We start from the raw sequence: 18,763 nt of genomic DNA, 5'->3' as shown, positions 1-18,763 counted from the left end.
CGCCTGCTACTCCAGCTCGTAGCGATAGTCTTCGATGACAGTATTGGCGAGCAGTTTCTCGCACATCGCTTTCACGCGCGCTTCCGCCTCGCCCCGGTCTGCGGTTTGCAGTTCCAGCTCGACGAACTTGCCGACGCGCACCTTGCCGACTTCCTCGAAGCCGAGCGAGTGCAGCGCGCCCTCAACGGCGCTCCCCTGCGGGTCGAGCACGTTTTGCTTGATGGTGACGTACACCTTCGCTTTCATATGGATCTCCTTCTCCTCTATACGGGTATATGGTCTGATGAAGCGGCGATTCGTTACTTCGTTTGCGTCAGACGGCGGTAAATTTCTTTATAGCGGCGGGCCGTTTCTGCCACGACTTCCGCCGGCAGCGGCGCAGGCTCGCTGTTTTTGTCCCAGCCGGAGTTCGCCAAATACGTGCGCACCGGCTCTTTGTCCATGCTGTCGATCTCGACGCCGAGTTCATACTTGTCGGCCGACCAGTAACGTGACGAATCCGGCGTCAGCATCTCGTCGATAATGAGCAGCTGATCGCCGATGAAGCCGAATTCGAATTTCGTATCGGCCAAAATGATGCCCTTCGACTCGCTGAAATCGCGGCCGATCGCATACATTTGCAAGCTGCGGTCGCGCAGGCGGCGGGCCATTCGCTCGCCGAAACGCTCTTCCAGCTGCTCGAACGTAATGTCTTCGTCGTGGCCGACGTCTGTTTTGAGCGGCGGGTGAAATCGGGCTTTCCAGCTTCGCGTTTTTTTGCAGCCCGGACGGCAGCTCGATGCCGCCCACCTTACCGGTTTCCTGATACTGGCGCCAGCCGTTGCCGGTCAAGTAGCCGCGGACGACGCACTCCACCGGGATGCGGATCGCCTTCTCTACTACCATGAACCGGTGGGCGATATTGGCCGCGTGCTCGACAGGCACGATGCCGTCGTTCAGCAGTACGTTCAGATCCGTGTGCACGACATGGTTCGGGAACAGGATGCGGGTGCGATCGAACCAAAATTCGCTCAGCTTGTTGAGCATGATCCCTTTTTCCGGCACGCCCGGCTTCAGCACGTAGTCGAAAGCGGAGATGCGGTCCGTGACGACGATCAAATAATGTTCGCCGAGATCGTACAGCTCGCGGACCTTTCCTTTGTAAGCCAGCGGTGCGTTAACCAGGCCTTCGGCCGTGATGAGCGCACCGCCTGCGTCAAGATTTGCGCCCGCGTTTACGGGGTTCGTATTCGTATCGGTCATGGGCTGTCGTCTACTCCAATCCTAATCGAGTGAAAATCGTATCGACATGCTTCAGGTGCCAGCTCGGATCGAAACAATCGGCGATCTCCGCAGGGCCGAGCACTTCCGTTATGGCCGGCGTGCTCTCGATAATGTCGCGGAACGAGCGCTGCTCTTCCCAAGCTTGCATCGCCCGCGGCTGCACGGTATCGTACGCCTGCTCGCGGGAGAAGCCTTTGTCGATCAGCTTCGTCATAACCCGTCCGGAGAACGGTACGCCGTACGTGGACTGCATGTTGCGCAGCATGTTTTGCGGGAACACGGTCAAGTTTTTGACGATGTTGCCGAACCGGTTCAGCATGTAGTCCAGAAGCGTAGTGGCATCGGGCAAAATGATCCGCTCCACCGACGAGTGGCTGATATCGCGCTCATGCCAGAGCGGCACGTTCTCGTAGGCGGACAGCATATGGCCGCGGATGACGCGCGACAGGCCGCTGATGTTCTCGCAGCCGATCGGGTTGCGCTTGTGCGGCATCGCCGACGAGCCTTTTTGGCCTTTGGCGAACGGCTCTTCGACTTCGCGGAACTCGCTCTTCTGGAGCGCCCGGATCTCGGTTGCGAACTTGTCGAGCGACGTCGCGATGAGCGCCAGCGTGGCCATATACTCGGCGTGCCGGTCGCGCTGCAGCGTCTGCGTCGAGATCGGCGCCGGCTTCGTGCCGAGCTTCTCGCACACGTACTGCTCGAGGAACGGATCGGCGTTGGCGTACGTGCCGACGGCACCGGAAATTTTGCCGTACTGGACGCGGTCGGCGGCTGCGCGGAAGCGCTCCAGATTGCGCTTCATCTCTTCGTGCCAGAGCGCCATCTTCAGGCCGAACGTCGTCGGCTCGGCGTGGACGCCGTGCGTGCGGCCCATCATCGGCGTATGCTTATATTCGATAGCTTTATCGCGCAAAATGGCGATGAAGCGTATAATGTCCTGTTCGAGAATGTCGTTGGCTTGCTTGAGCAAATAGCCGAGCGCCGTATCCACAACGTCCGTGGAAGTGAGCCCGTAGTGCACCCACTTGCGCTCCGGCCCGACCGTCTCCGACACGGCGCGGGTGAAGGCGATGACATCGTGCCGCGTCTCTTGCTCGATCTCGTAAATGCGCTCGATGTTAAAGGAGGCGCTCCGGCGAAGCGCCGCCGCGTCCTCCTTGGGGATGACGCCGAGCTCAGCCCAAGCTTCGCACGAGAGCAGCTCCACCTCGAGCCAAGCTTTGAACTTGTTCTCTTCCGTCCATATGCGCGCCATCTCCGGTCTGCTGTACCGTTCTAACATGGTTGGTCCTCCACTCCGTTAAGTCCGATAATAGTCTCTATTTATTTATTGATTTGTCCGTACTGCTTGACGGAACGCGACTACCGTTCCCTCCGCTTGCTCTCCTGCTCGCGCCATACTCCTGTCCGCTCTACCCAATTCAGCGCTTTCTCTACATCGTCCGAAAGCAAGTTCAGGTGCCCCATTTTGCGCTTCGGCTTCGCTTCGTGCTTGCCATATAGATGAAGCTTTACGACAACTTCTTCTTCGCCGCCCCAGCCGAAGCGCCGCACGCGATGGCGGGCGCTCGCGCCGCATCGCCGTAGCTGGCGGTGCTCTGCGCCGCAGCCGGCGCCTCGCCGGCCTGAGCCGCATTAGACGTGGCACCCGCCTGCCCGGCGCCGGCCGGCGTGCCAGCCTCAACGCTTCCGCCGGGCGGGTGCGCCGCCAGCCACGCGCGCAGCGGCTCAACGTGCTCGCCGAGCACGTTCACCATCACGACGGGCGTGCGCAGCGCCGTCGGGCCGAGCGGCAAGTCGCAAATAGCGCGCACATGCTGCTCGAACTGCGACGTCATGCACGCCTCCATCGTGTAGTGGCCGGAATTGTGCGGCCGCGGCGCGAGCTCGTTGACGAACAGCTCGCCCTCCGCCGTCACGAACATCTCGACGGCGAGCAGGCCTACGACGCCGAGGGAGGCGGCGATGCTCCGCGCCAGCTCTTCGGCGCGGAGCAGCACATCGCTCGGGACGCGGGCCGGCACGACCGAGAGGTGCAGGATGTTGTCGACATGCACGTTTTCCGCCGCCGGAAACGTGCGCACTTCGCCGCTCGGCGAGCGGGCGGCGATGACGCTGAGCTCGCGCTCGAACCGGATGAACCGTTCGAGCACGAGCTCGGTTCCGGCGCGGCTCAGCTCCGCATAAGCCGCGTCCGCCTCCTCGGCCGAGCGGATGACCCGCTGGCCTTTGCCGTCGTAGCCGCCGGTCGCCGTCTTCAGCACGCACGGCGTGCCGAGCCGGCTTACGGCTTCCCGCAGCTGCGCTCTGCTGGCGATCTCTTCGTACGGCGCCACCTTGGCGCCGGCGGCTTCGATCGCCCGCTTCTCGCGCAGCCGATGCTGCGTGACGTACAGCAAGTCGCTCCCTTGCGGCACGTAGCACTCCCGTTCCAGCAGCTCCGTTACGCGCGCGTCCACATTTTCGAACTCGTACGTGATGACGTCGGATAGCTCCGCGAGCCGGCACGCCGCTTCCACATCGTTGTAAGCGGCGGTCACCTGATGCGCTGCGACTTGGCCGCAAGGCGAATCGGGCGTCGGGTCGAGCGTTACGAACCGGTAGCCGAGGTGCGAGCCGGCGAGCGCCATCATGCGCCCGAGCTGGCCGCCGCCGAGAATGCCGATCGTAGCTCCGGGGAGAATGCGGCGCGCGGCTTCCGGGAGCTTTTGCCGGCCGCCTTTCGCCTGATCTGTCATCGCCAAGCCGCCCCCGTTTCGTTCGCTCGCGCCGCTCATTCCAAATCCCCTGCTTCCAGCACCGCCTGCTTCGTCCGCTCGCGCCGCGCCCGGATGCGCTCCCGCACCTCGGGCTCGAACGCGCCGACGATTTGCGCCGCCAGCAGACCGGCGTTCGCCGCCCCCGCCTGGCCGATCGCCACCGTCGCCACCGGTATGCCGGCCGGCATCTGCACGATCGACAGCAGCGAGTCGAGCCCGTTCAATGCCGCCGACTTGACCGGCACGCCGATGACCGGCAGCTCCGTTTTGGCTGCGACCATGCCCGGCAAATGCGCCGCGCCGCCAGCTCCGGCGATAATGACTCTGAGGCCCCGCGCCGCCGCCGTCTCCGCGTACTCGAACATGAGATCCGGCGTGCGGTGCGCCGAGACGACCTTTTTCTCGTATGCCAGGCCGAGCTCCTCCAGCACGTCGCAGGCGTGCTTCATCGTTTCCCAATCCGATTTGCTGCCCATAATGACTCCGATTGTTGCCGTCACGCTGAGTCCTCCCATTTATGCCGCTGTGATAAAAACTCCTGTCGGAGTAATCTCGAAGATGATCGGGCCGCGTTAAGCGGAAGTTGTTATCGCCGTTCAGAACGATTTTCATTCTGCAGCGGTAAAAAACAAAAGTCCGGAGATAGAAGCCTCCTATCACCGGACTGCAAAGAACCGAATGCTGCCCCGCCCCACCGCTCAAAATGGGAATAAAAGGCCGACAACTAGCGTCATCACTAGTTGTACCCACATCCGCTTCCTCGTAGTCCAGAAATTTACGGTTTCCGGGTAGAGACTTTCGGGCCATATTCCCGACATTATACGAAGCCGCGTTATCATTCGTATTTTGCTATGTTCTGATTTTGCTCGTTGTCGATTTTAGTTTATCAGCTATTCTCTGGCGATGTCAACCGCAAATCCGAACATTCGGCAACGACTGCATTGATTTAGTTCGCGTTTAATGAAAGCTTGTCTACTTTTTATTGTACATGATTTCGCTGCTTATAGCAAAAAGCCGCCGTCCCCGCATAGGGGGACGACGGCTCCATTTTCCCGGTTCGAAATGCGCGAACGACGCGCCGCTTCGTCCATATGTTTTTTGCTGCTGGGGGATATTTTTTTCGTAATTCAGTTGAATTATGCGGTAATTTTTTTTATGATAAAGTTGTGAAAATAATTTTCCTTATGCGTGTAAAATATTATCAATCATGCATGCGAGGCAGGTGAACGGCGATGCCGGGCATTCTCGTTGCCCTTCAAGACGCAATGGCCGATTTGCATCAGAAAGAACAGCAGCTCGCGGAGTACATTATTGCCCATCCGCTGGAGACGACGCATCTGAGCATCGTCGAGCTCGCCGAACAGTCGGGAACGAGCACCGCTACGGTGTCGCGCTTCTGCAAATCGTTTCATTTCGTGGGCTTCGGCGATTTCAAGCTGAAGCTGGCCGCCGAGCTGGCGACCCGGCGCTCCGCTGCGCCAACCTACCAAGATATTGTCGCGGACACGCGCATTGCCGATCTGATCGCAGGCGTTCAGCAAAACCATCTGCGCTCCATCACCGAGACCGGGCAGCTGCTCGATCCGGCGATGCTGGAGCGGACGGTCGCGGCGCTGCACCAGGCGCGGCAGATTGACATTTACGGCGTGGCGACGTCGGGCGTCGTGGCGTCCGATTTTTATCAGAAGCTGGTGCGGCTCGGCAGGCGGACGTCGATGTTCACCGACACGCACATGCAGGTGACGTCGGCGGCGACGCTGTGCGAGGACGACGTCGTGCTGGCCATCTCTTACTCCGGCGAGACGCCGGAAATCGTCGACGCCGTATCGTGCGCCAAAGAGCGCGGCGCCACGACGATCTCGCTGACGAAAAACGGCCCGAACACGCTGGCGTCGCTCACCGACTTGCAGCTGTTCACTTCGTCGCTGGAAGAAGGCATCCGCCGCGGCGACATGGCGTCCCGCATCGCGCAGCTGTTCGTGCTCGACGTCGTGTTCACAGGCTTGCTGAGCTCCGCTTTCGACACCTATATCCCGAAGCTGGAGGAATCGTTCCAATATGTGCGCCGCTATCGCAAACCGTCCAAGGAAAGGTAAGGGAATCACCATGAAAATCCGCAAATTCGAGACGCAAGAAGCGCTCAATGAAGCGGCGGCCGACCTGATCAGCGGGCTCGTGCTGCGCAACCCGGCCGCTGTGCTCGGGCTGGCGACGGGCAGCACGCCGGTCGGCATTTACGCTTCGCTCGTACGCCGCTATGAAGCCGGTCTTGTCCGCTTCAAGCAGACGACGACATTCAATTTGGACGAATATGTAGGGCTGCCGGCCGGTCATCCGGAGAGCTACCGCAGCTATATGCAGAACCACCTGTTCAAGCACGTGGACCTCGTGCCGGAGCAAACCTTCCTGCCGGACGGCAACGCCGCCGATCTGGAAGCCGAATGCCGCCGCTACGACGAGCTGCTGGCCGGCGCCGGGCGCATCAACCTGCAGCTGCTGGGCATCGGCCACAACGGGCATATCGGCTTCAACGAGCCTGACCATGCGCTGCTAAGCGGCACCCATATCGTGGAGCTGAAGCCGTCGACGCGCGAAGCCAACGCGCGCTTCTTCCAGTCCCTGGACGAGGTGCCGACGCACGCGCTGACGATGGGGATCGGCTCGATTTTGAAGGCGGAATCGATTTTGCTCGTCGTGCGCGGCGCCGATAAGGCGGAAATCGTGCACCGCGCCTTGACCGGTCCGATCACGACAGATTGCCCGGCTTCGCTGCTGCAAACGCACGCCGATTTGCACGTGTACGTCGATTCCGAGGCGGGGAGGCTGTTGGACGCATGAAGAGCGCGGCAGGCAAAACGAGCGGCGGCGTGCGCCACGCCGCCGTCGTAACGGAAACAGGAACGCTGAACGATGCCGTCCTGCTGTGGCGGGACGGAACTATCGCCTACGTCGGCTCCGAAGCGGACGTGCCGGCGGAGCTGAAGCCGCTGCTAGACGCTTCGGCGGACGCCGGCGGTGACTGGCTGCTGCCGGGCTTTATCGACATTCACGTGCACGGCGGGTACGGCGGCGATTTTATGGAGGCGACGGCGGAAGCGTACGACGCGATCACTTCGTTTCACGCCAGAAACGGTACGACCGGGATGCTGGCGACGACGGTAACCGCTTCGCGGGAAGCGATCGACCGCGTGCTTGAGGCGGTTGAGTCGTACCGCAGCAGCCGTGCGGGCGGCACGGGCGCCGAGCTGTACGGCGTGCATCTCGAGGGCCCATTCATCTCGCCTAAGTGGCCCGGCGCGCAAAACCCGAACTTTATTGTAGATGCCAACAAAGAGTGGCTGGAAGCGTGGACTGCGAGGTATCCAGGCCTTATCCGGATGGTGACGCTGGCGCCGGAGCGGCCAGGGGCGCTGGATGTCGTGAGCTGGCTCGCTTCGCACGGCATTATTGCCGCTTGCGGCCATACGGACGCGACGTACGCCGACATTCAAGCTGCAGCCGCGCACGGACTGAGCCATGCCGTGCACACGTTTAACGCGATGCGCGGCCTGCACCACCGCGAGCCGGGCACTGTCGGCGCCGTGCTCACCGATCCGCGCCTGCATGCGGAAGTGATCGCCGACGGCTTGCACGTGCATCCGGCGGGCATCAAGCTGCTCACGCAAGTGAAAACGCAGCGCAACCTGATCCTGATCACCGATGCGATATCGGCAGCCGGCCTCGGCGACGGCGACTATTCGCTCGGCGGGCTGGACGTCGTCGTCAAGGACGGCGCGGCGCGGCTTAAAGAAGGAGGCGCGCTGGCCGGAAGCACGCTGACGATGATCGGCGCGTTCCGCTACATGGTGCTTGAAATCGGCCTTTCGGTGCCGAAGGCGAGCGAGCTCGGCAGCGGCAATCCGGCGAGACGGCTCGGCCTGTACGGCGAAACCGGCTCGATCGCGGCCGGCAAGCGGGCCGACCTGCTGCAGGTGGGCGCAAGCAATCTGGAGCTGCGGCAAGTGTGGAAGCGCGGCGCGAAGCTGGAATAGAAGGCGGCCGCCCGGGATGTGGATGTACACCCGGGCGGCCGTTTTTTTGCTTGCGGGGCCTGCGCCTTTTTCATTTAACACATAGTATTTTTAACTTATATTTTTGTTGTTGCTGCTCTTGATAAAAAAAAAATGACCTGCGGCAACGGGCCGCAGGTCCAAGTGATTCTATATTGAAAAGGGGGTCGATGTTTAGTATAAGCGCCCAACCTTAAAGGGAGATGAATGGCGTATTTCAACTTTGTTACAATTCCGCTACCGGACGATGACGGCATCAGGGGGTAAGACTGAGCGGACCGGAACCGTTGCATAACAGCATGACGGCGCCGCCGAGCAAAGCTGCATTTTTGAGAAAATGAACTTTTTGCATATTCGCTTCCTGCGGATTGTCTAGCCCCCAAAAGCGGTGCGTCAATAAGGTTGTAGGCACTAGAAAAACGATCAGCAGCACCGCCCCGATCTGGGCCATAAAACCGAACGCCACGCTGAGTCCCCCGAGCAATGCCAGCAGACTCGCGAGCCAAGCGGACAGCTTCGGGAACGGTGCGCCTGAAGCCGCAGCGATTTGTGCGGTATGGCCCATATTTCGAAGATGGCCAAAGCCAGCCCCGATAAAAATGAATGCAAACAGTATGCGTCCTGCCAAAACGAGAAGCTGAGAAAGCAAATCCATCGTGCTCATCCCTTTCCAACGGTTATTTGAACGCAATCCCCAGTCGGATTGCAACGCCGGCTGCCGGCCGAAAGCCTTCGACGCCATTATGAATCAAAAGAGTCATATGCGGAAGTAAGCACTTAAAAGTGCTATACTTACATAAAGGATACTATTGGGAGGATTCGGCATGGAGAAGAAGCAGCCTTGGCAATGCAGGAACGGTGTGGAGGCGGCGCTTGAGATCGTTGTGGGCAAATGGAAGCCGATTATTTTGCTCCATCTGTTTCATGAAGGGACCAAAAGGTTTGGCGAGCTGAAAAGCCTGCTGCCGAACATTACGCAAAAAATGCTCACCGCACAGCTGCGCGAGCTGGAACAGCAAGATATCGTTCGGCGCGTCGTCTATCCGGAAGTGCCGCCGCGAGTCGAATATTCCATTACGGAGTATGGCCGGAGTCTGGAGCCCATTTTGCAGCAAATGCACGATTGGGGCGCCGCCCATCTGGAGCATATGAAAGCGAGGCGCGGCGTGAACGGAAGCTAGGCGCAAAAAGAGCTCTCTCCCGCCAAAGGTACCGGATCGTGACGCGCTCGCCGTCGATAACGTCGTGAAGCACGCGCCGCTCGCCTCTTTGTCTTGGAGGGAGCGGCGTTTTTGGGAGGAGGGGCAAGGAAGGAGGTTTCATACGCATAATTATCAGGCCAGGTGCCTTACGCTACTTTGCGATCATTGCCGTTGTGGCCGTCATCTTCTGCATAAAGGCTGTCCCGGAAACGAATGGAAAAACGCTCGAACAAATCGAGCGGCTTTGGGAAAGCGGGCGTTAAGCCGGTTGCCTGCTTGCTGCGCCGCGGCCCGGAGAACGTGCTATCACGGCAAAAGGGCCCCCCGCCCGCAAGCCGGCGGAGAGCCCTGCACGAATAACCTTACATTGGCTGTACCGCTTGCACGAGATGCTGCTCCAGCTCCTCTTCGTACTCGCGGCGCTGCTCCTCGCTGCAGCCGAGCAGATCGGCCATAGCCGCAATAACACCGGATTTCCAGCGGTGCACCGAAGCGATGTCGAAGAACAATGCTCCGGTGCGGCGGATCAAGAAATCGACCGGCTTCGCGGCCATTTCCTGCCGGATCGCATACAGCAGCTCGGCGTAAATCTCAACCGGCAAACCGTAGCCGGACGCAGCGTTTCCATGCTCGGCCGCCAGCTCGAAAATGCGCGGGGCGTTGCTGCCGTAGCGGCGCGCCAGACGCTGCGCCGCCTCGCGCGGCAGCCCTTGGCGGACACCGTCCTCCGTCGCCCGCGCGACGAACGTCTCGTAGCCTTCCGGCCCGCCGACGTCGCCTCCGGAGATCGGCATCGTCCGCGTTCTCGATGCCGGGAACGCCGCGCCTCCCTGCTCGCTCAGCTTGCGCGCCAGCAGATCGACGATCTGCTCGCCCATCTTGCGGTAGCCCGTCAGCTTGCCGCCGGCAATCGTCACAAGCCCGGACGGAGAGACGAAAATCTCGTCGCGACGCGACACTTCGGACGGCGACTTGCCTTCCTGGTAAATCAGCGGCCTCAGACCGGCCCAGCTCGATTCCACGTCGGCTTCGGTCAGCTTCAGCTGCGGGAACATGAAGTTGGCGGCGTCGATCAGATACCGGCGATCCTCGTCCGTCATCGTCGGCCGCGCCGTATCGCCATTGTAGTCGGTATCCGTCGTGCCGACGTAAGCTTTGCCGTCGCGCGGGATGGCGAATACCATCCGCCCGTCCGGCGTATCGAAGTACACCGCCTGACGGAGCGGAAAGCGCGACTGGTCGAACACGAGATGGACGCCTTTGGTGAGACGAAGCGTTTTGCCCTGCTTCGAGCGATCCATCTCGCGCAGCGTATCGACCCAAGGGCCGGTAGCGTTGACGATGACACGGGCGCGTACCGTATACGTGCCGCCGCCGATGCGGTTGGCCACTTTCACGCCGACGAGCCGGCCGTTCTTCTCATAGAGGAGCTCCTCCGCTTTGGCGTAGTTGACGGCATAGGCGCCGTGACTGGCCGCCTTTTTCAGCACTTCCATCGTGAGCCGCGCGTCGTCGGTCCGGTATTCGACGTAGAAGCCGCCGCCCCTCAGCCCCTCCTTCTTCAAGAGCGGCTCACGGCGAAGCGTCTCTTCGCGGCTCAGCATCGAACGGCGCTCGCTCTTGATGACGCCGGCTAAAAAATCGTACAGCTTGAGGCCGATCGAAGTCGTAAACATCCCGAACGTCCCGCCCTCGTAAATCGGCAGCAGCATCCATTCCGGCGTAGTCACGTGCGGCCCGTTCCCGTAGACGATGGCGCGCTCTTTGCCGACTTCGGCCACCATTTTGACTTCAAATTGCTTCAAATATCGCAGTCCGCCGTGCACGAGCTTGGTCGAGCGGCTGGACGTTCCCGCCGCAAAATCCTGCATCTCGATGAGCGCGGTCTTCATGCCGCGCGTTTGCGCATCGAGGGCGATGCCCGCTCCCGTAATGCCGCCGCCGATAACCAGTACGTCGAACGTTTCCGTCTCCATTTGCGCAAGCATTTGTTGTCTGTTTGCAGCGCTGAACGGGGTAATTGTCGTCATGTCTGCACTCCTCCCGGGTTCAAATGCAAAAAAACCACGGACATCCTTGCCCGCAGCGTATGCGAGGCAAGGGTCGTGGTTTCTCCTGATCTCCAACCAAATATTAACTTGATACGATTATAGCATGAGTGCCGTCATTTGAAAAGCATTGCGGCTTGAACCGCCTTTTTCCACCCGCCGTACAGCTCGCCGCGCCGCACTTCGTCCATCGCCGGCTCGAAGCGCTTGCCGACTTGCCACTGCGCCGCGATCTCGCCCTTATCGTGCCAGTAGCCAACGGCGAGACCGGCCAGGTAAGCTGCTCCAAGCGCGGTCGTCTCGTTGACGACCGGGCGCTCTACGGTGACGTTAAGCAAATCGCTTTGGAACTGCATGAGCAGCTCGTTGCGAACGGCGCCGCCGTCGACGCGAAGCGTTTTCAAAGTGAGGCCGGAGTCTTCCTCCATCACCTTCAGCACGTCCTTGCTCTGGTAAGCGAGCGATTCGAGCGTAGCGCGGATGAAATGCTCCTTGCTCGTGCCGCGCGTCAGCCCGAATACGCCGCCGCGCACGTCGCTGTCCCAGTAAGGCGTACCGAGCCCGACGAAAGCGGGTACGACGTATACGCCGTCTGTCGAAGGCACGCGCGCCGCATATGTTTCGCTGTCCTGGGCCGTCTCGATCATGCGCAGACCGTCGCGCAGCCACTGGATGGCCGAACCGGCGACGAACACGCTGCCTTCAAGCGCGTATTCGATGCGGCCGCCGATTCCCCAGGCGATCGTCGTGAGCAGCCCGTGTTTGGAACGGATCGGCTCCGTGCCGGTGTTCATCAGCATGAAGCAGCCGGTGCCGTACGTATTTTTGGCCATTCCCTGCTCGAAGCACGCCTGCCCGAACAAGGCCGCCTGCTGGTCGCCCGCCGCTCCGGCGATCGGGACGGAGTGCCCGTCAAACAGCACCGGATCGGTCAGCCCGTACACCTCTGACGACGACTTCACTTCCGGCAGCATCGAGCGCGGCACGCCGAGAATTCGCAGCAGCTCGTCGTCCCAATCGCGCGTGTAAATGTTGTACATCAGCGTCCGCGAGGCGTTGGAGTAGTCCGTCGCATGCACCCGTCCGCCTGTCAGCTTCCAGATGAGCCAAGTATCGATCGTGCCGAACAGCAAGTCGCCGCGCTCGGCTTTGGCCCGGGCGCCCTCGACGTGGTCGAGAATCCATTTCACCTTCGTCCCGGAAAAATAAGCGTCGATGAGAAGCCCCGTCCGTTCCCGGAACATATCGTTATAGCCTTGCCGCTTCAGCTCGTCGCAAATGTCCGCCGTCTGCCGCGATTGCCAGACGATGGCGTTGTACACCGGGCGCCCCGTGTGACGGTCCCATATGACCGCCGTCTCGCGCTGGTTCGTGATGCCGATCGCAGCCAGCTGCTGCGGCCGGATGTTCCCCTCGCTCAGCGCGGCGCTGATGACGTTCCGAATCGACAGCCATATTTCGTCCGCGTCGTGCTCGACCCAGCCCGGCTTCGGGAACAGCTGGCGAAACTCTTGCTGCTGAAAGGCCACAATGTCGCTGCCATGGCCAAACACAATCGCCCTCGAGCTCGTCGTGCCTTGGTCGAGAGCCATAACGTAGGAAGCTTGATCGGTCATGGGAACCACCCTTTCCTGAAATGATTCACTGCGAGGCGGCCTTATTTCCGCTTGGCAAAATGCCGCCACAAACTGGCCTGCGACGTCGTCACCGCCGACGCCCCCGCCTCGAGCGCCCGCTCCACGTCCTCGACGGTACGGATCAACCCGCCGGCAAAGACGGGAATGCCGGTTCTGCCGTGCACCTCCGCGATCATGTGCGGCAATACGCCCGGCATAACTTCGATGTAGTCGGGCTGCGTCCGTTCGATGAGCGAGTAGCTTTTCTCCACCGCGTTCGTATCGAGCAAAAACAACCGCTGAATAGCCAACAGCCCGTTCTGTTTCGTCTTCGTAATGACGCCTGCCCGCGTCGAAAGCAGGCCCGCGGGGCGAATTTGCTGGCACAAATATTCCGCCGCGTATTCGTCGTTTTTGAGCCCTTCGATCAAGTCGGCGTGCAGGAGCAGCTTTTTGCGGTTCGCCGCCGCCATATCGGCGACCGGCTTAATTTGTCCGAGATGCGTATCGAGCAAAATGATGTACTCGTAATCGAGAGCCATCAGCTGCTCCAAATCTTTCATGCGGCGCACCGCCGGCAAAATGGGTTGATTATGAAACGCCATACGGCGCGGCCTCCTTTTGTAAACAAGCTCGGGAACGGAACGCTTGCGTTCGTTGTAGCTATCATACAACAGCGCCTTGATGGAATGAAAGCGGTTTTGTAGTTCGGCAGCCCGGTTGTTGGCAATTGCCGAACAGAGAAATTCATGTTGCGGCCGCACCTTACTTCTGCGCAAACGTATCGTAATGCAGCACGCCGAACTATGTCAATCGATGGTGCCGGTCCACGAACCTCTTTCGCTTCTCCGTCGCATCGTCTAAACTGGGAGAAAACGATCATAAAGGACGGATCTCGAAGCATGGTTGCAAGCATAGCGGATTCGGGGCTGCTGGAACGCTTCCCTTATTTGAGCGCCATTCGCCCCGAGGAATGGGCGGAGGCACAGCCGTTCGCGCGCACGTTCCCGGCCAAGGCGCGCATTTTCCAAAGGGAGGATGCCGACTCGTACGGCGTGTTTTTGATCGAAGGTACCGCGCGCATCAGCCGGATCGGGGAAGACGGCAGCGAACACGTCCTGAGCGTGCTGGCGCCTGGGGAAGTATGCGCCTTGCTCGTGCTAAGCGGCCTGAGCGAACGCGATTACCCCGGTATAATGACAGCCGAAACGGACGTGACCGCCTTGTTCGTGTCCAAACGCAGCTTTTTGCGCTGGGTGCAGGAGTACTCTCCTGTGCGCAGCGCCGTATTCGGCAGCTTGCTCGAAAACATACTGCGTATGGACGAGCAGCTGCAGGCGATGCTGTCGGAGCCGCTCGACACGCGCCTGGCAAAAGCGCTGCTGCGCGCTACTTCCGAGCGCCGGCCGCTGCTGTATACGACGCATCACGGCCTCGCTGCCGAGATCGGCTCCGCCCGCGAAGTCGTGAGCCGCGCGCTGCAGCGTTTTCGGCGGCAGGGCTGGGTGGAAACGGGACGCGGCTGGGTGCGCGTCGTCCGCCGCAGCGAGCTGGAAGCTCAGCTTGACTGGAGCGGCAAGCCGGGCGAATCCAAAAAGTTGCCTAAAACAACTAGAGGAAAAGCTTAGTGCGCTGGTTATTCCGTCGTAGAAAAAAAAGGAACCCCCTTCGACAGTCGTGTTGTCGCCAGCGAGTTTTTTGGAGAATTCAGCAGCGCGGGTAGAAACTGCCCTACTTGCATCCGAATTAACGGGTCAGCAGCCTGCTTTTCTGTTTGCTTCGACAAACAAGCAGATATTCGGATTTATCATTCACTATATTCCCATACCTGAAGCCCTGCTCCGATCATACCGCTCAAAGTTCTTTGCAGCGCCGATTCGATTCGAACGTCTTCAAACAAGGATGGCATCGCTCTTCTTTTCACTTCCAATCTCAAACGGGAGATCAGCGGCTCCCCTACCTCTGCTACGCCGCCGCCAAGGACAATCCGCTCCGGGTTGAAGATATGCAGCAAGCTGGCGATTGCCGACCCCAGCGATGCGATCACCTCGTCCATTACCTCGGCAGCCAATACATCCCCATTAAGCCATAGGTCAACGACTTCTTTGGCATTCACGGGAACATGTTCAACGCCAGGCAAGTCGGCCAGTCGATCATTCATCAGTTTGGCGATGCCGGTTCCGGAAGCATATTGTTCCAGGCAGCCAATGTTTCCGCATATGCAAGGAAGTCCTTTGTAATTAACGGACATGTGGCCGATTTCTCCGGCTCCTCCCCAGGCGCCGTGGACGATCTTGCCGTTAGTGACGACAACTCCGCCCACACCGGTTCCAAGCGCAAGGCACAGAAAATGGTCAGCTCCCTGACCCGATCCGAGAACCTTCTCGGTGAGCGCCAATACATTGACATCGTTATCCACATAAATCGGCAGCCGGAACCGCTCCTGCAGGATCTCTCGAAGAGGGGTTCCGGTATAGCCGGGAAGCAAATCGTTAGCGAAGCGAATGCTTCCCGTTTTCCAGTCTACCTGTCCCGCCGTACCTACTCCTATCCCTTTCAACGTTGGATGTTTCGGTAACTTGTCCAAGACAGCATCGATCGCTTCCACGACCCGATCGACAACATTGACTTTCCCGGCCAAAGTTGGCAGGCTGTATGAATATAGCACTTCCCCTTGACAAGTAATGATCCCCGAATTGATCTTCGTACCGCCGATATCTACGCCGACGGCTACAGAAGATTGCGGGTCGCATAAGGAATCTTCCATTTTCAACGCCCCTCACTAGGAAATCTGCATTTGAAGCGCTTCTACATAACGCCTTATAATCAGCTGTGGGCGAGTGATCGCACTTCCGACAACCACATAGGCTGCTCCCGCTTCCAAGGCTTTAACAGCTTCCTCAGGCGTCCAGATTCGTCCTTCAGCAACCACAGGGACATGTACAACTTTGCTAAGCTGACGCACGAGATCAAAGTCTGGTTCTTTCAATTGCCTACTGTAAGGCGTATATCCGGACAACGTCGTTCCTATGAAATCAGCGCCTAATTGCTCTGCTGCGACTCCCTCTTCAAAGGTTGAAACGTCTGCCATCACGCGAACCCCGGCGTGGTGTGCGTAAGTGATCAGCTCAATGACCCGCTCCAAACGCCCTTCCCGGTCCGTGACATCGAGCGCCACGATGTCGGCTCCCGCTTCCACGATGGCCTTCACTTCATCCATTGTCGGTGTAATGAAAATGTCCGATCCCGAAATATTCCTTTTGATTAATCCAATTACCGGTAAATCTATAGCTTCTTTGATGAATCGGATATCAGTCACGCCGTTGGTACGGATCCCTATCGCACCTGACATTTGGGCTGCAATCGCCATTTTCCGCATCGTATCCCCACCGTGAAGCGGCTCGTCTTCCAACGCTTGGCAGGAAACGATTAGTCCTCTTTTGGAGAAGGTAGAGTAGTTTGTTTGCATGATTACCCGTTCCTTTACTATGTCTTTTATCCGTGCTATTTTAAAATTTTCCGGTTTAATACATTCTCCAGCAGCTTCCAACCCTCAACACATTGCGGCTCCTTGATAAACGGTTCAAAGCCGTAATTCAAATACATATTAATGGCCTGATAACTCGTCGTTTGTGTGGTTAGATATGCTTTCTCGTGACTTCTGGACAAAATATTCAGCGCGGCGCTCAACAACGGTTTTGCCAGCTTTTTTCCTTGGTGCTCCGGTTTAATGGCTACCCAATGGATTCTTCCCCAAGTTTCATTCTCTTGAAATTCGCCGTACCATGCGGTTGTCGTTCCGATGACTTCACCCTGTTCGTTCTCTGCAAATAGGCAGCGCAACGACATCTCGTCCAAATGAGGGCCAAATTCTTTGGCAAAATGATTCAGCGCAGCTGTCTTGTCTTTAAACTCATCCACGCTGACTTCAGTCTCTGCCCAAATGCCCTCTTCCCCGGCCTTAAACGTTCTGATGCTGTAATGCTCAGGGAAGGAGTATTGCGGAATGTCGGCAAGATTCGTTCGTATCATTGTCAATGGAATTCTTTTCATCTCTCTCATCTCCAAAACATAAGATTATTTCACTGCCCCGAGCGTCATCCCTTTAACCAGGTGTTTTTGCACCAATAATCCGAATATCAGCATAGGAATCATGATAAAGGTTCCTGCCGCTGTTAGCGGGCCCCATTCGGTTCCCTGGAACGTAATGAAGGAAGTAATGGTAACCGGCAAGGTTTGCGTGCTTTTCCCGCTTAAGATCAATCCGATTAAAAACTCGTTCCAGATCCCCAATATGGAGAGAATAAACGTGGCGGCGATTCCTCCGCGGGTAATAGGGAGAACGATTCGGAAAAATGCGGAGAATTCCGAGCAGCCTTCTACTAAAGCGGATTCACGAATCTCTTTCGGGACTCTTCGAAAAAAGTGAGCAGCATTAAAATAGAGAAAGGCAAATTAAGCAATAAGTAGACTCCGATGAGCAATCCGTACGTGTTAATGAGATGCAACTGCGACCCCAGGTAATAGAACGGCAGCAACAGCATGATCGGCGGAGCCACGCTAACGCTTAAAATAAACGTAATGATTTTGACCCTGCTCTTCACATTGAGAAAAGCCAGTCCGTAAGCTAACGACGCCCCTAGCAAAATGGAGAGAGCCGAAGCCGAAAACGATATAAAGATGCTGTTCCACAGCGCCAACAAGAAGTTGGAGCGTGAGAGAACATTGATATAATTATCGAAAGTCGGTTTGAAGAAGAACACCGGAGGCATGGAAAATGCGTCAATATAGTTTTTAACGGAGGTCAGCACCAGCCAAATAACCGGACTAACAAAGAATAAGATAATGAGGCATAGAACGGCATAAAATAATGTTGTATGCAAACGTACGGAAAGACGCAAGTCAGCACCTCCTTAGCATTAATTTTTTTGAGCAATCACGTTCTTGTAAAAATAAACGAATAATATCGTCAGCACGATGGTGATGGAGATACTAAGAGCGCTCGCGTAGCTGATATTGAAATTGTTCATCCCTTGAACATACGTGTACATATTTAACGTTTCCGTTTTCAGGGCTGGGCCGCCTCGAGTCATGACATAAATCAGATCGAACGTTTTGATGCTGTCGATGACCCTCAGCATCACCGCAATCAAGATAACCGGTTTTAACAGCGGCAGGGTGATATGCCAAAAGGTATTGAAACGCGAGGCGCCATCTACTTTCGCGGCTTCATAAGGTTCTGCGGGCAGAGAATCGAGTCCTGAAGCCAAGATGAGAAAAACAAACGGCGTCCATTGCCAAATATCCGTTATGATTAATGAGTAAAGAGCCATATCGGGATTGCCAAGCCAGTCGTGCTTGCCGCCTAAACCGATGATTCCGAGCAAATAATTGATGATCCCGGAATAAGGGTCGTAAAAAATACGCCAAATCAGTGCGGAAACGACCGGAGTCATAATCATGGGAATCAACAGCAAACTTCTTGTTATTTTTCTTAATTTAAAGTCTTTGTGAAGATATAAAGCCAGAGCCAAGCCCAAAATGGCTTCTAACAAAGTTCCAATGAAGACAAATTTTACTGTTTTCCATACCGAAGACCACGCCCGAGCGTCATGCCATATTTTTACGAAATTACCGAAGCCGGTATAGGAAAAATTCTTTTTTAACAAATTGACGTCATGAACTCCCAAATAAACAGCGTAGCTCAAAACAACGAGCGTAAGAAGGGAAACCATGATAAGGGGGGGGCCAATCCATATCCATTGTTTTACTCTAAGATTTTTATCCATAGAATTCCTCCATAAGAAGAGGGCCAAATGAATT

21 protein-coding genes, 1 pseudogene and 1 riboswitch are annotated in these 18,763 nt (G+C 57.6%); of the genes and pseudogenes, 6 read left to right on the top strand and 16 right to left on the bottom strand.

Annotated elements, in window-relative coordinates:
* Positions 1-6: 6 nt before the first annotated feature.
* The 6 genes and pseudogenes from purS to purE all read right to left on the bottom strand — a co-directional run bounded on the left by purS (position 7) and on the right by purE (position 4,525).
* Entirely contained in the window at positions 7-246 is a 240-nt protein-coding gene (purS, locus tag SD70_RS01875; protein ID WP_041045070.1) for a phosphoribosylformylglycinamidine synthase subunit PurS, read from the bottom strand.
* Between the two features lie 53 nt (positions 247-299).
* Positions 300-1,242: pseudogene (locus SD70_RS01870) on the bottom strand (phosphoribosylaminoimidazolesuccinocarboxamide synthase).
* Positions 1,243-1,252: 10 nt separating this feature from the next.
* Entirely contained in the window at positions 1,253-2,548 is a 1,296-nt protein-coding gene (gene purB / locus SD70_RS01865; protein WP_041045068.1) for an adenylosuccinate lyase, read from the bottom strand.
* Positions 2,549-2,628: 80 nt separating this feature from the next.
* Complete coding sequence (locus SD70_RS01860) at positions 2,629-2,820, bottom strand: hypothetical protein (protein WP_041045066.1); 192 nt, start codon at positions 2,818-2,820, stop codon at positions 2,629-2,631.
* Positions 2,778-4,004: a 5-(carboxyamino)imidazole ribonucleotide synthase gene (gene purK / locus SD70_RS01855; RefSeq protein ID WP_082053069.1), complete on the bottom strand. Its 1,227-nt coding sequence runs from the start codon at positions 4,002-4,004 to the stop codon at positions 2,778-2,780. Before purK ends, SD70_RS01860 begins: the two co-directional genes overlap by 43 nt.
* Positions 4,005-4,039: 35 nt before the next feature.
* Positions 4,040-4,525: a 5-(carboxyamino)imidazole ribonucleotide mutase gene (gene purE / locus SD70_RS01850; RefSeq protein ID WP_041045064.1), complete on the bottom strand. Its 486-nt coding sequence runs from the start codon at positions 4,523-4,525 to the stop codon at positions 4,040-4,042.
* Between the two features lie 243 nt (positions 4,526-4,768).
* A riboswitch (purine riboswitch) is annotated at positions 4,769-4,870 on the bottom strand.
* Between the two features lie 387 nt (positions 4,871-5,257).
* On the opposite strand from purE, the gene SD70_RS01845 reads away from it, so the two are divergent.
* The 3 genes from SD70_RS01845 to nagA are packed head-to-tail and all read left to right on the top strand — an operon-like array spanning position 5,258 to position 8,056.
* Entirely contained in the window at positions 5,258-6,121 is an 864-nt protein-coding gene (locus tag SD70_RS01845; RefSeq protein ID WP_041045062.1) for a MurR/RpiR family transcriptional regulator, read from the top strand.
* A 10-nt stretch (positions 6,122-6,131) separates the two neighbouring features.
* Positions 6,132-6,863, top strand: a complete 732-nt coding sequence (gene nagB / locus SD70_RS01840) for a glucosamine-6-phosphate deaminase (protein ID WP_041045060.1) — start codon at positions 6,132-6,134, stop codon at positions 6,861-6,863.
* On the top strand, positions 6,860-8,056 hold the full coding sequence (gene nagA, locus SD70_RS01835; RefSeq protein ID WP_041045058.1) for an N-acetylglucosamine-6-phosphate deacetylase: 1,197 nt from the start codon (positions 6,860-6,862) through the stop codon (positions 8,054-8,056). Before nagB ends, nagA begins: the two co-directional genes overlap by 4 nt.
* A gap of 274 nt (positions 8,057-8,330) precedes the next feature.
* On the opposite strand, the gene SD70_RS01830 is transcribed toward nagA, so the two are convergent.
* A complete protein-coding gene (locus tag SD70_RS01830) occupies positions 8,331-8,729 on the bottom strand; it encodes a DoxX family protein (RefSeq protein ID WP_041045222.1) in 399 nt (132 codons plus the stop codon).
* A gap of 169 nt (positions 8,730-8,898) precedes the next feature.
* Here SD70_RS01830 and SD70_RS01825 point away from each other — a divergent pair, with 169 nt between their 5' ends.
* Entirely contained in the window at positions 8,899-9,255 is a 357-nt protein-coding gene (locus SD70_RS01825; RefSeq protein WP_041045056.1) for a winged helix-turn-helix transcriptional regulator, read from the top strand.
* Between the two features lie 140 nt (positions 9,256-9,395).
* Positions 9,396-9,539 carry an MFS transporter gene (locus SD70_RS40135; protein ID WP_156157849.1) on the top strand — a complete coding sequence of 48 codons (144 nt, stop codon included), beginning with the start codon at positions 9,396-9,398 and terminating at the stop codon, positions 9,537-9,539.
* Positions 9,540-9,638: 99 nt separating this feature from the next.
* On the opposite strand, the gene SD70_RS01820 is transcribed toward SD70_RS40135, so the two are convergent.
* From SD70_RS01820 to SD70_RS01810, 3 genes are all read right to left on the bottom strand, one after another.
* The gene (locus SD70_RS01820; RefSeq protein WP_041045054.1) at positions 9,639-11,306 is read right to left on the bottom strand and encodes a glycerol-3-phosphate dehydrogenase/oxidase; all 1,668 of its coding nucleotides are present in this window, start codon (positions 11,304-11,306) and stop codon (positions 9,639-9,641) included.
* Between the two features lie 134 nt (positions 11,307-11,440).
* The gene (gene glpK / locus SD70_RS01815; RefSeq protein WP_041045052.1) at positions 11,441-12,940 is read right to left on the bottom strand and encodes a glycerol kinase GlpK; all 1,500 of its coding nucleotides are present in this window, start codon (positions 12,938-12,940) and stop codon (positions 11,441-11,443) included.
* 41 nt (positions 12,941-12,981) lie between these two features.
* Positions 12,982-13,545: a glycerol-3-phosphate responsive antiterminator gene (locus tag SD70_RS01810; RefSeq protein WP_041045050.1), complete on the bottom strand. Its 564-nt coding sequence runs from the start codon at positions 13,543-13,545 to the stop codon at positions 12,982-12,984.
* A gap of 297 nt (positions 13,546-13,842) precedes the next feature.
* Between SD70_RS01810 and SD70_RS01805 the strand changes: the two genes are divergently transcribed.
* The gene (locus SD70_RS01805) at positions 13,843-14,568 is read left to right on the top strand and encodes a Crp/Fnr family transcriptional regulator (RefSeq protein WP_041045048.1); all 726 of its coding nucleotides are present in this window, start codon (positions 13,843-13,845) and stop codon (positions 14,566-14,568) included.
* A 179-nt stretch (positions 14,569-14,747) separates the two neighbouring features.
* Here the strand turns inward: SD70_RS01805 and SD70_RS01800 are convergent, their stop codons facing one another.
* The 6 genes from SD70_RS01800 to SD70_RS01780 are packed head-to-tail and all read right to left on the bottom strand — an operon-like array spanning position 14,748 to position 18,729.
* Positions 14,748-15,707, bottom strand: coding sequence for an ROK family protein (locus SD70_RS01800; RefSeq protein ID WP_052486954.1), 960 nt, complete (start codon positions 15,705-15,707; stop codon positions 14,748-14,750).
* Positions 15,708-15,722: 15 nt separating this feature from the next.
* Complete coding sequence (locus SD70_RS01795; protein WP_041045046.1) at positions 15,723-16,409, bottom strand: N-acetylmannosamine-6-phosphate 2-epimerase; 687 nt, start codon at positions 16,407-16,409, stop codon at positions 15,723-15,725.
* A 35-nt stretch (positions 16,410-16,444) separates the two neighbouring features.
* Positions 16,445-16,993: a GNAT family N-acetyltransferase gene (locus SD70_RS01790; protein ID WP_041045044.1), complete on the bottom strand. Its 549-nt coding sequence runs from the start codon at positions 16,991-16,993 to the stop codon at positions 16,445-16,447.
* Positions 16,994-17,017: 24 nt separating this feature from the next.
* Entirely contained in the window at positions 17,018-17,341 is a 324-nt protein-coding gene (locus SD70_RS40130) for a carbohydrate ABC transporter permease (RefSeq protein WP_197080909.1), read from the bottom strand.
* The gene (locus SD70_RS36695) at positions 17,323-17,841 is read right to left on the bottom strand and encodes a carbohydrate ABC transporter permease (protein ID WP_197080905.1); all 519 of its coding nucleotides are present in this window, start codon (positions 17,839-17,841) and stop codon (positions 17,323-17,325) included. The genes SD70_RS40130 and SD70_RS36695 overlap by 19 nt, the downstream gene beginning before the upstream one ends.
* 18 nt (positions 17,842-17,859) lie before the next feature.
* On the bottom strand, positions 17,860-18,729 hold the full coding sequence (locus tag SD70_RS01780) for a carbohydrate ABC transporter permease (RefSeq protein WP_041045042.1): 870 nt from the start codon (positions 18,727-18,729) through the stop codon (positions 17,860-17,862).
* Between the last annotated feature and the right edge of the window lie 34 nt (positions 18,730-18,763).

This window comes from Gordoniibacillus kamchatkensis, from assembly GCF_000829455.1.
Taxonomy (GTDB): Bacteria; Bacillota; Bacilli; order Paenibacillales; family NBRC-103111; genus Gordoniibacillus; species Gordoniibacillus kamchatkensis.
This window is presented reverse-complemented; position numbering and strand designations above follow the sequence as displayed.